General features: G+C 53.7%; 13 protein-coding genes and 3 tRNA genes. 9 read left to right on the top strand and 7 right to left on the bottom strand.

Annotated features, from left to right (window positions below):
- Positions 1 to 38: 38 nt before the first annotated feature.
- Positions 39 to 875: a uridine phosphorylase gene (gene udp / locus CL1_RS02945; protein WP_014788417.1), complete on the top strand. Its 837-nt coding sequence runs from the start codon at positions 39 to 41 to the stop codon at positions 873 to 875.
- Positions 876 to 1,355: 480 nt separating this feature from the next.
- Here the strand turns inward: udp and CL1_RS02950 are convergent.
- Positions 1,356 to 1,433: transfer RNA gene (locus tag CL1_RS02950), tRNA-Arg, on the bottom strand.
- A 105-nt stretch (positions 1,434 to 1,538) separates the two neighbouring features.
- Here CL1_RS02950 and CL1_RS02955 point away from each other — a divergent pair.
- Positions 1,539 to 1,616: transfer RNA gene (locus CL1_RS02955), tRNA-Gly, on the top strand.
- A gap of 657 nt (positions 1,617 to 2,273) precedes the next feature.
- On the opposite strand, the gene CL1_RS02960 is transcribed toward CL1_RS02955, so the two are convergent.
- The 4 genes from CL1_RS02960 to CL1_RS02975 all read right to left on the bottom strand — a co-directional run bounded on the left by CL1_RS02960 (position 2,274) and on the right by CL1_RS02975 (position 6,161).
- Positions 2,274 to 3,617, bottom strand: coding sequence for an NAD(P)/FAD-dependent oxidoreductase (locus CL1_RS02960; protein WP_237266292.1), 1,344 nt, complete (start codon positions 3,615 to 3,617; stop codon positions 2,274 to 2,276).
- Between the two features lie 98 nt (positions 3,618 to 3,715).
- Complete coding sequence (gene mtnP, locus CL1_RS02965; RefSeq protein ID WP_014788419.1) at positions 3,716 to 4,519, bottom strand: S-methyl-5'-thioadenosine phosphorylase; 804 nt, start codon at positions 4,517 to 4,519, stop codon at positions 3,716 to 3,718.
- 40 nt (positions 4,520 to 4,559) lie between these two features.
- Positions 4,560 to 5,861 carry a hypothetical protein gene (locus CL1_RS02970; protein WP_014788420.1) on the bottom strand — a complete coding sequence of 434 codons (1,302 nt, stop codon included), beginning with the start codon at positions 5,859 to 5,861 and terminating at the stop codon, positions 4,560 to 4,562.
- A 90-nt stretch (positions 5,862 to 5,951) separates the two neighbouring features.
- Complete coding sequence (locus CL1_RS02975) at positions 5,952 to 6,161, bottom strand: hypothetical protein (RefSeq protein ID WP_014788421.1); 210 nt, start codon at positions 6,159 to 6,161, stop codon at positions 5,952 to 5,954.
- A 702-nt stretch (positions 6,162 to 6,863) separates the two neighbouring features.
- Between CL1_RS02975 and CL1_RS02980 the strand changes: the two genes are divergently transcribed.
- From CL1_RS02980 to CL1_RS03000, 5 genes are read left to right on the top strand one after another with little or no spacing between them, the layout of a single operon-like run.
- The gene (locus CL1_RS02980; protein WP_014788422.1) at positions 6,864 to 8,210 is read left to right on the top strand and encodes a signal recognition particle protein Srp54; all 1,347 of its coding nucleotides are present in this window, start codon (positions 6,864 to 6,866) and stop codon (positions 8,208 to 8,210) included.
- Positions 8,207 to 8,446, top strand: coding sequence for an Lrp/AsnC ligand binding domain-containing protein (locus CL1_RS02985; RefSeq protein ID WP_014788423.1), 240 nt, complete (start codon positions 8,207 to 8,209; stop codon positions 8,444 to 8,446). Before CL1_RS02980 ends, CL1_RS02985 begins: the two co-directional genes overlap by 4 nt.
- Positions 8,447 to 8,450: 4 nt before the next feature.
- A complete protein-coding gene (locus CL1_RS02990) occupies positions 8,451 to 8,951 on the top strand; it encodes a YkgJ family cysteine cluster protein (RefSeq protein ID WP_014788424.1) in 501 nt (166 codons plus the stop codon).
- Positions 8,952 to 9,005: 54 nt separating this feature from the next.
- Positions 9,006 to 9,722: a phosphoribosyltransferase family protein gene (locus CL1_RS02995; protein WP_014788425.1), complete on the top strand. Its 717-nt coding sequence runs from the start codon at positions 9,006 to 9,008 to the stop codon at positions 9,720 to 9,722.
- Between the two features lie 5 nt (positions 9,723 to 9,727).
- The gene (locus tag CL1_RS03000) at positions 9,728 to 10,054 is read left to right on the top strand and encodes a hypothetical protein (RefSeq protein WP_014788426.1); all 327 of its coding nucleotides are present in this window, start codon (positions 9,728 to 9,730) and stop codon (positions 10,052 to 10,054) included.
- On the opposite strand, the gene CL1_RS03005 is transcribed toward CL1_RS03000, so the two are convergent.
- Positions 10,040 to 10,489, bottom strand: a complete 450-nt coding sequence (locus CL1_RS03005) for an Lrp/AsnC family transcriptional regulator (protein ID WP_014788427.1) — start codon at positions 10,487 to 10,489, stop codon at positions 10,040 to 10,042. The two genes, CL1_RS03000 and CL1_RS03005, sit on opposite strands and share 15 nt — an antisense overlap.
- 70 nt (positions 10,490 to 10,559) lie before the next feature.
- Here CL1_RS03005 and CL1_RS03010 point away from each other — a divergent pair.
- Both CL1_RS03010 and CL1_RS03015 read left to right on the top strand, forming a co-directional pair.
- Positions 10,560 to 10,637: transfer RNA gene (locus CL1_RS03010), tRNA-Arg, on the top strand.
- A gap of 532 nt (positions 10,638 to 11,169) precedes the next feature.
- Positions 11,170 to 11,931 (top strand): metallophosphoesterase family protein, encoded by a 762-nt coding sequence (locus tag CL1_RS03015; RefSeq protein WP_014788428.1) that lies wholly within the window; start codon positions 11,170 to 11,172, stop codon positions 11,929 to 11,931.
- Positions 11,932 to 11,933: 2 nt separating this feature from the next.
- Here the strand turns inward: CL1_RS03015 and CL1_RS03020 are convergent, their stop codons facing one another.
- Positions 11,934 to 12,233 (bottom strand): FUN14 domain-containing protein, encoded by a 300-nt coding sequence (locus CL1_RS03020; RefSeq protein WP_014788429.1) that lies wholly within the window; start codon positions 12,231 to 12,233, stop codon positions 11,934 to 11,936.
- Positions 12,234 to 12,318: the final 85 nt, after the last annotated feature.

Below are 12,318 nucleotides of genomic sequence, written 5' to 3' on the forward strand. Positions count from 1 at the left end.
GGTCTATACCGGTATCACAACGGCGATGGGTGGTCACAATGGGAGAGAAGTTCGTTTCAGCTGAGAGGCCGCAGACGGAGGAGGGCTATCAGTACCACATAGCCTGCAAGCCCGGCGACGTGGCAAGGTACGTCCTCCTCCCCGGCGACCCCGAGAGGGTGCCGAAGATAAGCTCGCTCTGGGACGAGGCCAAAGAGATGGCCTTCCACCGTGAGTACAGAACGCACACGGGTAAGTACAAAGGCGTGCCGATAAGCGTGACCTCGACAGGGATAGGCGGACCCTCAACGGCGATAGCGATTGAGGAGTTAGCGGCTATAGGGGCCGACACCTTCATTAGAGTCGGCTCGACCGGTGCAATCCAGCCCGGAATGGAAATCGGGGACCTGATTATAGCTAAAGCGGCCGTCAGGCTTGAGGGGACGTCAAAGCAGTACGTAAGGGTCGAGTACCCTGCGGTGGCCGACTTGGAGGTCACTTTAGCGCTCATCGAGGCCGCTGAAACGCTGGGCGTTCGCTACCACATCGGCATAACAGCCTCAACCGACAGCTTCTACCTCGGCCAGGGGAGGCCGGGCTTAAACGGCTACTTCCCGAGCTTCGCTAGGAACATTCTCGACGACCTGAGGCAAGCGAGGGTTACCAACTTCGAGATGGAAGCTGCAACGCTCTATACCCTTGCAAGCATCTACGGGCTAAGAGCAGGCTGCGTCTGCGCGGTCTTCGCCAACCGCGTTACCAACGAGTTCGGAAAGGCCGGCGAGAAGGAAGCGGCGCTGGTTGCAAGCGAGGCAGTAAAGATACTCGCCGAGTGGGACGAGGAGAAGGAGAAGAAAGGCAAGAAGGTCTGGTTCCCCGGGCTGAGAAGAATTTGACACCCGGTTTTGGTTTTGTTATATTCTTCCGGAGACGTCTTGCGAAGATTTCTTTTCTCTTATTGGTGCCCTTCGGGCGCCCTGTGGAATGAAACACTCACAAAAGAACAAGTTCATGAGAAACCCACCCAAAAACGAGCAACTATCAGAATACACCTAATCTTCCGCCAGCATTGCAGAAGACGCTTAGGAAAGAGCTTCACCGAAAGTTAGTAGCTCTCCGTCAAAAGGCCCAGGAGGGAGGATTTTACTCATTGAATGCCCATCTTTCAGGAGAGAACATTTCAGGTAAGCCCCGATAAAGGGTTTACTCTCCCCCATGACGCCCGAAGGCGTCGATTTAAAGGTCAAACCGTGCTCAAAGGACAATTGAAATGTTCTAAAGTTCAATTGGTCATTCAAAGAGAAAATCTCACAGAATTTAACTTTTGAGAAGGAGCTACCAGCTTTGATGAAACTTTTGTTTGGCAAAAGTTTCTATGGCGCCCCGGCGGGGATTTGAACCCCGGACCTCGAGGTCCGCAGCCTCGCGCCCTATCCAGACTAGGCCACCGGGGCACTGCCCGCTAACCCTTCTCGGAAACGCTTTATAAATTTAACCGTTCGGGAGAACCGAAAGATTTATAAATCACCCGCAGGTGAGTATGTAACGGGCCGCGGAGTGCGGTGGTAGTCTAGCCTGGTCTAGGACAGCGGCCTGCCACGCCGCTGGCCCGGGTTCAAATCCCGGCCACCGCACCATTCTAACAAACTTCGCCTGCGCGAAGTTTGATCAAGGTTCGTAGCTCCTTACTTGAAGTGCAATTCTTGACGAGGTTTTCTCACTTCAAAACCAACATTTTGATGGAGAAACTCTCTCGCGGATTCCTTGTGAAGGGATTTACCTAAAAGACGCCCAAAGGGCGTCAAAGAGAAACAAATCCACAGATAAACCGGTACTTGGACGGCTGTTCTTTCCAACCTCATAAAACCCTCAGAAGAGAAAAACCAAACTTCCCAAACACGGCAACGCGAAGAGCTACAAACTTTTGGTGAAGCTTTTTTAAAAGCCTCCTATACTCTCAAACCCCCGGAGTGGGGCTACGCCCCCACACCCTCAATTTAAGCCTGCGCAAGCGTTGACGGAAAAACTCGCGTGAAATTCTAAGAGTGCTTGGTCTCTGAGTGGTTTACTCTCCAATTGGCAGTTTTACAGTGTTTCACTCTCCTCAAGGCGTCCAAAGGACGCCAGAATAAAAAGTGAAACAGTCCAAGAGGCAGGTTTTGAGGTTGAACCCTATTCGCGGGCAGATTTTGGAATGCACGCTTTGATTCCTGCCAGTTTGACAAAGGAGAATTCTTTGATCAAACTTTTCCAAAAGGCCAAAACAAAAAGAAGAGATGAACTCGCACAATCCTTCAGGTTCTCAGCTTCGCCAGAGCATCTTCCGCGGCCTGGAGGATCTGGTAGCCAACGGGTGAAGCCGTGAGGAGCGGGTGCGTCGCTATCTGGAGCGTGTAGAGCTCGCTGGCGGTGAGCCTCTTCTGTATCGCCAAGGCCAGGATATTTATCATCTCTCCAACGCTCTTTCCGCCCGCTATCTGGGCACCGAGGATCGCTCCCCGGTCGCGGGAGAAGATCAGCTTAACAGTCACCATCGAAGTGTCGGGGAACTTCGCCGGGTGCCTGTCAGGGCCCTTTCCGTAGCCGACTATGACCTCGAAGCCTTCCTTTTTGGCGGCTTCCTCGGTCAAGCCAGCGGCCGCGAGGGTGAGGCCGGCTATGTGGGTTGAGTAGACCCCTATCGTCCTCCTGTTCTCCCTCACGATTTGGAGCTTGAAGAGGTTCGCGCCGGCGATCCTGGCTTCAAAGGTGGCCGTCGAGGCGAGCATGAGGGGGTATGGCTTACCCGTGAAGAAGTCCCTGTGCTCGACGCAGTCACCGACCGCGAAGATGTCGGGGTGAGACGTTCTCATGTACTCGTCGGTCCATATGCCGTAGCGAGTAACCTTAAGCCCAGCCTTGACGGCCAGCTCGACGTTGGGGCGGTAGCCGACGGAGAGTATCACGAGGTCGGCAGGAAGTTCGGTTCCGTCAACGAGCCTGACCTTCTCGACCTTCCCATCGCCTAAAAGCCTCTCGACCTGGCCGTAGACAACCTTGATGCCCCTCTCCTTAAGCCTCTCCTCTACCATCTCGCTGAACTCGGGGTCAAAGGAGCTCCTTAGCAATCTGCTCCTGACGATAAGCGTGACGTCCTTGCCGAGCTTCCTTATCTCGTCGCCGACCTCGAGGGCTATGAAGCCTCCACCAACTATGACGACCCTCTGGGCTTCCTCAACCCTCTCACGGAGCTCCTTGAGGTAGTGGTAGTCCTTCGGAACGGTGTAGACTCCCTCCAGCTCGCCTCCCGGGAAGTCCGGCTTTGCCGGCTTCGAACCAGTTGCTATGACGAGCTTCTCCCAGCGGATTTCCTTCCCCGACTTGGTTCTCACGAGCTTCCCCCGCGGGTCTATCTCCGTGACCTCATCGGTGAGGATTTCGACGCCGAGGGGCTTAAGGAACTTCTCGACGGGAAGTATGTCATCATCAACGCCCCCGAGAGTTCCGAAGATGTAGGGAATTCCGCACGGAATCATGCCCACTTCCTCTCTCTTTATGACAAGAACGCTCTTGTCCGGGTAGAACTTCCTGGCAGAGATGGCTGTCGTGATTCCCCCGGCGCTCGCCCCTATAACCACAACGTCGTACTTCATTTCCATCACCGAAAGAATTAGGGCAGCCTACTATTAAACACTTTCTTTAACCTCGAGTTCAAAACGTAAGCACTTCTGAGGGGAGAAAAGAACAGGGAAGGACATCAGTCTCCGGTAGCGCCCTTCAGGGCGTCCTTGCAGGCGCAGTGCCTCTCCTTCGGAATGTACTTGATGGACTTCATGAGGAGGTACTTAATCTCCTCGCTCTTCCTGGCCATCAGCTCGACGACCTCGGTGTGGGTGAGCTTCTCCCTGCTTATACCCGCTGCGAAGTTCGTAACTATTGCCACACTGGCGTAGCACATCTCGAGCTCGCGGGCGAGAACTGCTTCGGGACACTGGGTCATGCCAACGACGTCGGCACCGAGTATCTTGAGCGCCCTGATTTCGGCCTTCGTCTCGAACCTTGGACCCTCCATGCAGGCGTAGGTTCCAGTGGGGTGATACGTAAAGCCGAGCTCCTTGGCAGCGGTGATGAGGGCCTTCCTCAGCTCGGGACAGTAGGGATCGGTGAAGTCCACGTGGGCGACGAACTTCCTGTCGTGGGGGCTATCTTCACCGTCGTAGAAGGTGTAGTGTCTAGTTTTAGTGAAGTCCATGAGCTGATCTAGGATTACGAAATCGCCGGGCTTCATCAGCTCGTTGAGCGAGCCAACTGCCGAGGTCGAGAGGATCCTCTCGACGCCGAGCTCATAGAGCGCCCAGATGTTCGCGCGGTAGTTTATCTTGTGTGGAGGAACACTATGCCCCTCGCCGTGCCTTGCCAGGAATGCTATTTCCTCACCATCGTACTCACCTAGCTTCACCCGGACCCTTCCGTAGGGCGTGCTCACGAACTCCTCCCTGACGTTCTCAAGCAGCTTGGGGTCGTAGACTCCGGAGCCTCCAATAATTGCTATCCTTGGCATGGTATCACCTGGAAGAAGAAATGGTGGGGGCCTTAAAACGTTAGCCCCCCTCCCAGAGACTCTTCTGGTACTCCGCCCTCTCGTGTATGTCCTCCAGAACCTCACCCTTAGCCTGAAGCTCCAGTATCTTGGTCAGTATCTCGCTGAGAAGCCAGGAGCCCCACTTGGGATCCCGTACCTCAAGGGCCGCATCTATCGCCCCATCGATGTCACCGGCCTTGAGCTTGGCCACGGCGATGCTTCCAAAAGCGAGGGAGCGCAGGTAGTGGCCGCGGACGCGGGAGGCAAACTTCCAGGCCTTCTCAAAGTCCCCCAGCTTGGAGAGATACGTCGCCACCTTCACCAGAACGGCGTCCTCCTTAGTCCGCTCGCCTATCGACTTAACGAGTTCGGCGTACCCCCCATCGACGGGCCTGGAAAGGAGCTGGTCCATCACGAAGACAGCCATGCGCTCGTACTCCTCACCCTTAAGAAGCCCCAAGAGCCTCTTCAGGATATCAACCTTGTCGGCAGAAGCCCTCACGATGCCCTCAAGAACCTTCCACCTCTGCTCCTCCGGCAGCTTCTTCAATATTCCCATTACAAATTCCAGTTCTCCCTGGCTGCCCAGACCTATCAGGAGGGAGTTGAGGACGTCCGAGCCCGCTTCCCCGGAAAGGGACAGGGCTATGTCCACGAACTTCTCATAGGTAGCTTTTGGGACGTCTGAGGTCTTTAGGTAGATCGCGACCTCCTTCATCGCTTCACCCAGCCAATACTCACTCCTCAGCTCCGACAGAACTCTTATCGCGCTTCCAAATTCCTCGCGCTTCAGGTGCTCTTTGATGGCTTCAATGGCCGCTATCGAGTGCCACGGCTCTTCGTCGATCTGCCCTATTATCATGGCCGCCTTTCTCATGTTCCCCCTCTTTAGGTATACCCTGAGGATCCTCAGTAGGAGGTCGTTCCTCTTGACGGTGTCCTTAATGTCGGAGACGTAGAACAGGGCATCGTCCACCAGGCCCAGCTCGAGAAGCCTCATCACCAGCTCGTTCAGAAGGTCGTCCCTGACGGCGTCAGGAAATTCAACTATAGCGTCGTGAGCCTGCCCAAAGACTTTCCTGGCCGTCTTGGAGCCGGTCAGCCAGAGGTAGGTTCCGATCTCCAAGAGTGCCCTGACCATAAGAACAGGGTTCTCTATCGAGGAGGCGGCGTTGAAGGCGTACTTGAAGGCCGTCCCATACTCTGGTTTCCGGGCCTTGTACATGTAGTAGCCAATTTTAGCGTAGGTAACCGCCCTGAGGTACTTGTCCCTTATGTCAGCGGCCAGACGAAGGGCCTCACGGTAAACGTCAGTGGCCATTATTCCCACCGGAAAATTTACGATGTGGAAGTATTTAATGATTTCCAACGGACAAAACAGAACGGACTGAATCAGTCAAAAAGCGAAAGTTCAGCCGAGGTCGTCGTAGACGACGCCAACCACACCCCCATCGTCGAGGGAGACGAAGCTCACCTTGGTTTTCCTGCCGCTTCTGGGGTCAATAACGACGAAATCTGGCTTTGCCAGATAGTTACTGTGTGGAATCCTCCAAACATCGCCGTAATGAGTTTTTAACTCCCTCAAAAACCTTTTGGTATCTTTCTTAATCACCGTCGTCATAGGTGTCACCACTGAACTATACCACTTTAAAATATAAAAAGCTTTCCCATAGACATTCGTTAAAGATAATATCGTCAATTGTCTAATCACTGGTAATCACGGGATCTTGTGCACACCGGGGAGCCCCTTGGAACCCAAGCTCCCGGCGCTTGGGCACACTCCGCCTTGAGGGCAGACTCAGCTATAGAATCCGTCAGGGCCCTTCCAATAGCATCGTTGATTATTGGTCATTACCTGTAGTGAATCCTCATAACACCACCGACGGAGAATAGAAAAGTGGCTTATTAAATCAATCAACAAACCGATTTTATCACTCCATCAGCCCCTCAACGTACTCGAGCTCCTCGGGAATGGCCTTCCTCCTTCTCCTCTCCATCTCCCTCTCAACCATGTAGCTGTAGAGGTGGGCCAGAGGTATCATCTCTCTCACCCCCTTTCAGCTGTTCCCGATTATATATAGCCCCATATGTGTTTAAAAGGATTGTCAGCCCCCAAATTTTCATAGATGCCCCCGAAAGTCCGTTATTCTGCTAAAAAAGCAGTACCGTCCCATTTTGTATCTGAATGAACACTGTTGTTCCATAAAAACGGCTCTCTCATTCCAGATATTGAAAAAAGAGCACATTAGAACATTCGACGGGGAACTCCCGATAACCCAACCGTTTATAAACTTTGGAGACGCCATCACTACGGTGGGAGAAAATGGCCCTAGAAAAGCTTGGAAAAGCCCTCAACAGCGCACTTAAAAAGCTCGCCCGCTCGCGCACCGTGGACGAGGCGACGATAAAGGAGGTAGTGCGAGACATACAGAGGGCTCTCATTCAGGCGGACGTCAATGTGCGGCTTGTTCTCCAGCTAACGAAAACGATAGAGAAGAGGGCCCTTGAGGAGGAGCCACCGGCTGGAGTCTCAAAGAAGGAGCACATAATCCAGATAGTCTACGAAGAGCTCACAAAGTTCCTCGGAAAGGAGGCAAAGCCCCTCGAGATAAAGGAGAAGCCAACGGTACTGCTCACCGTCGGCATACAGGGCTCCGGAAAGACCACGAGTGTGGCCAAGCTGGCGCGGCACCTTCAGAAGAGGGGATACAAGGTCGGCGTAGTCTGCTCCGACACCTGGAGGCCCGGAGCGTACTACCAGCTCAAACAGCTCCTTGAACCGTACGGCATAGAGGTCGCCGGTGATCCAGAGGAGAAGGACGCCGTTAAGCTCGCGAGGGAAGGGGTGAAGTACTTCAGGGAAAAGGGCGTCGATGTAATAATCGTGGACTCCGCGGGAAGGCACAAGGAGGAGAAGGGGCTAATCGAGGAGATGAGGCAGATAAGCGAGGCCATAAAGCCCCACGAGGTCATACTCGTCATAGACGGAACCATCGGCCAGCAGGCCTACAACCAGGCTTTGGCGTTCAAGGAGGCCACGCCGATAGGCTCCATAATAGTCACCAAGCTCGACGGAAGCGCGAAAGGCGGTGGAGCCCTCTCGGCCGTCGCCGCAACTGGCGCTCCGATAAAGTTCATCGGTGTTGGCGAGAGGATAGACGACCTCGAAGCCTTCGACCCCAAGCGCTTCGTCTCACGGCTACTCGGAATGGGCGATATAGAGGGACTTCTGGAGAAACTTGAGGAGCTGCAGAAGCAGCAGGAGTTCAAGGAAGAGGACCTGGAGAAGTTCCTCAAGGGTAAGTTCAACCTCAAAGATATGTACGCCCAGCTTGAGGCAATGCAGAAGATGGGGCCTCTCAAGCAGATACTCCAAATGATCCCGGGCCTCGGCTACTCCCTCCCGGACGACGCGGTCAAGGTCGGTGAGGAGAAGCTCAAGAGGTACAGGGTGATAATGGACTCGATGACGGAGGAAGAGCTCGAACACCCCGAGATAATCAACTACTCAAGGATAAAGCGCATCGCCAGGGGCTCTGGAACCAGCACAGCTGAAGTCAGGGAACTGCTCAATCAGTACAATCAAATGAAGAAGATGTTCAAGAGTATGGACAAGAGAAAGCTGGCTAAGATGGCCAAGAAGTTCAACTTTGGAGGGTTTGGGATATGATTGAGGCCTTTGTCCTCGTTGTCGTCAAGCCCGGAACCGAAGAGAAGGTCTACGAGGCCCTCAAGAACAACGAAAGGATAAAGGAGATATACAGGGTTTACGGGGAATACGACCTAATCCTCCGCGTCGAAGTCGGAAGCATAGAAGAACTGGACAAGTTTCACGATGAGGTTCTCAGAAGGATAAAGAACATCGAAATGACCGAGACATTGATAGCCAGCTCCTACAGGGGGTGAGGGGTTGAAGAAACGGTGGGTCGCGACCATCGACCTCGAGACCTTCGAGGTCGAGCACGACCCGGCCTTTAAATTTAAGTGCCTCGAAAACTGCGGAAGGTGCTGCTACGAGCTGGAGATCCCTGTGAGGGACGAAGACATTGAAAGGATAGAGGAGCTCGGCTACAGCGCCTGGGAATTCGTGGACTACGATAAAATGTTCTATCGCGGCGACAAGTTCCTCAGCTACGCCCTTAAAAAGCGTCCCTTCGATGAAGCCTGCGTCTTTCTCGACCCCGAGACCAAGAGGTGCAGAATTTACTCCCATCGGCCCCTCGCGTGCAGGCTTTACCCCTTCGTCTTCGTCAAGCACGGAAAGAAGATGAAAATCTACGTGAAGCTCGACTCGTTCTGTCCCGGCCTCAACCACCCGGAGGGCGAGCCGGTAACCAAGGAGTTCATTCTGCGTGAATACGGCGACGTTGTGGAAGAGTACCGCAGGAAAGTTGTAAATGACCTCGAGTGACCGAAACCTATTTATACATTTTCTTGTTAATTCTGGGGCACCGGAGGTGAGAGCATGAGTCAGCTGAAGTCCGTGCAGGAGAAGCTGAGACTTGTCAGGGTGCTCAGGCTGCTCAAGAAGACCTACACCTACGAGGAGCTCTCCAAGATAACCGGCCTCCCCATCACCGTGCTGAACAGGTACGTGAGGGGAAAGGTCCTTCCAAGTGCCGAGAGGACGAAAGAGCTCCTCGAGCTACTCCTCCCGTACATCAACATAGAGGAGGAGGTCAGGAAGAGGATAAAGTTCGACGAGTACGGGTTCTTCGACAACATGCCCGTCCTCAGCGACACTGCTTTGATGAGCCTCATAGCGGAAGACGTGGCTAGCAGGTACATGGACAAGAACGTGGACAAGGTTCTAACGGCCGCCACGGACGGAATAGCCCTCGGAGTCCACGTGGCGAGGGAGCTGAACGTTGATGTCGTTTACGCCAAGAAGAAGAAGGAGGTAGGAGTCGAGAAGTTCTACGAGGTCAGCTACGTGCCGAGCGCCTCGGGAAGCGTCACGACGCTGTACCTCCCCCAGTGGGCGCTCAAGAAGGGCGAGAACGTCCTCATCGTGGACGATGTCATCAGGAGCGGAGAGACCCAGCGGGCCCTCCTAGAGATGTGCAGGCAGGCTGGAGCGAAGCCAGTCGGAATGTTCTTCCTCATCAGCGTCGGGGACATCGTGGAGAAGCTGAGGGAAGAGTACAGCATTCCAGTGGAGAGCCTGATAAAGCTGGAGTGATCCAGATGAGGGTGTTCATATACAACGCCGCTGGGCTGACCGTCCCGGTGGAGGTCGAGCCCGGCCTCCCCTTCAAATTCACCTGCACAGAGGAGGAGTGCGGGAGAAAGATAGTCATAGAGGGCGTGGTCAGGCCAGCCAGTGAGGAGGAATTCACCAGGGTTCTGGAGAAAACTGTTAAGGAGAACTCGGACTTCGAGAAGATACGCGAGATAACGGCCAGAAAGCTGGTTTTCGAGGGAAAGGTGAACGGGAAAGAGGTCCTCCTCCCAGTGGAGAGCTTTGAGGACTTCGCAAGGCGCTTCCTCGAAGAGGTTTTAGTCCTCCGTTAGCTTGAGCCGGGTATCTTCCTTCACAACCTGCATCGCCACGCTGGTGTTCGTTTTTTCCACGCCCTCCAGGGAAAGAAGCCACTTCACGAAGCGGTTCATATCGGCCCTGTCCCTGAACTTGGCGACCACGACGATGTCAAACTCGCCGGTTATGTCGTAGACAAGCATCACCCTATCGTGGGCAGCCAGTTCGCGCTCTATGTCAAGTATCCTCCTTCCCTGGGCTTTGACGCCGATGACCGCCGTGAGTCCAAAGCCTATCTTCTCGTAGTCGAGAATCGGTGCAAAGCCTTTGATTACACCCTCCTCTTCCATCTTCTTTATGCGGTTGTAGACCGTGCCCACCGCGATCTTGAGTTCCCTTGCTATCTCGCGGTACGAGAGCCGGGCGTTTTCCTGGAGGAGCGACAGTATCCTAAGGTCCAACTCGTCCATACCACTCACCCCCTTAGCGGGTAGACCGTAAACTTTAAATACCCTTTCCTTGGAGGGAATAGCGGGCAGTGGACCGGTAGCCTAGCTAGGATAGGGCGGCGGCCTCCTAAGCCGCAGGTCCGGGGTTCAAATCCCCGCCGGTCCGCCATAGAACTTTTGATTGGCAAAAGTTTCATCAAAGCTTGTGATTCTCCCAAAGTCTAGCCACGAAAGTGGGGACTCTTGAATGTGCTCTATCCATGTGGTAGAAGTCCAAGGCCAAAGACCATTAAAAGCACAAACACTCACAAAAAGCCCCCAAAAGAAATCGACTTTAATTGGACTTCGGACTTCTCAAGGTTTGTCCCATAGAATGGCCCAGTGCCCAATTGCAATAGTGCCTAAAAGTCCCGCCGGTACCTTCGGAGGCCAATGCCCTTCAAATTACCCTCGGAACTTCCCGACGGCATAGAAGAGGCAGAAACCACCAATAAAAAGCAAAGGGAGGTGATGGGCATGATAGAGGACGCGCTTCTGCTCTACCTGGAAAGCATGAGCAGGGAAAAGAGGGTTAGACGGAAGAAGGGACGCCTTCCCTTTTGACGCCATCTTTCCCAAGCCTTTCCTCCACCAGCCCCGAAACGTTTAAATACCTCGAAGCTTTTAGTATACCAAGGTAAGAAAAAGAGGGGGTGAAAGGCATGGTGTACGTCGCTGTTCTGGCCAACATAAACGGTAACCTCCCGGCCCTAGCAAAGGCCCTCGAGAGGATAGAAGTCCTCAAGGAGGAGGGGTATGAGATCAAGAAGTACTACATCATTGGCAACGTCGTAGGCATGTTCCCGTATCCCAAGGAAGTTCTCGACACGCTCGACGACCTCATCAAGGCCAACACCGTCAAGGTAATCCGCGGTGAGTTTGACCAGGCGATAGCTGCGAGCGACCCCCACGCAGAGGGGCCGGACTACATAGACAAGCTGGACTATCCCGACCACATCAAGAAGGCCCTCAAATACACCTGGGAGAAGCTGGGACATGAAGGCAGGGAGTTCCTTAGGGACCTTCCGATATACCTCGTGGACAAGATCGGTAAGAACGACATCTTTGGCGTCTACGGAAGCCCGCTCAATCCCTTTGAAGGGATAGTACTACCAGACCAGCCAACGAGCTATTACGAGACCATAATGCGACCCGTTAAGGACTATGAAGTACTCTTCGTTGCGTCACCAAAGTACCCAGTCAATGCCATGACAAGGTATGGAAGGGTCATCTGCCCCGGAAGCATTGGCTACCCACCGGACAAGAACCACAAAGCCACTTTCGCTCTGGTTGATGTAGACACGCTCCACACCAAGTTCATAGAAGTGGACTACGAAAAGGAAAAGAGGCTCATAGAGGAAAAAATCAAGAGGGAGGGCCTTCCCGAGGAGCTCGTGAAAATTCTTTACAGGGGAAGGGTCTGACCTCACCCTTTTTTGAACCCGAGGTAGAAGCCACCCATGAACGCGGCGGTTCCCGGCAGAATACCCATGACCTTTTCACCGAGGGTCAGGATTTCGTGGCTCCAGTCCCCCGCGAGGTTGAACAGTCTGTCTTTGTCTATTATTATAACTCCCTTTTGCTCGAGCCAGAAGAGGCTCAGCAGATACGCCCCAATTATCGCCATCGCCAGCTTCATCAGCTTCTTCAAGGCAAAGCCCGTTATGAAACCGACAAGTGCCCCAACCCCAACGTCGCCCATCATGGCGTTCAGGTCGAACTCCATTCTACCACCCTAGAGGTTCTTGTACGTCACCGAATAAAAACTTGTTGCCAAAACGTTTAAATTAAATGGGGCCAAAATATTTGCA

The organism is Thermococcus cleftensis (genome assembly GCF_000265525.1).
Lineage (GTDB): Archaea > Methanobacteriota_B > Thermococci > Thermococcales > Thermococcaceae > Thermococcus > Thermococcus cleftensis.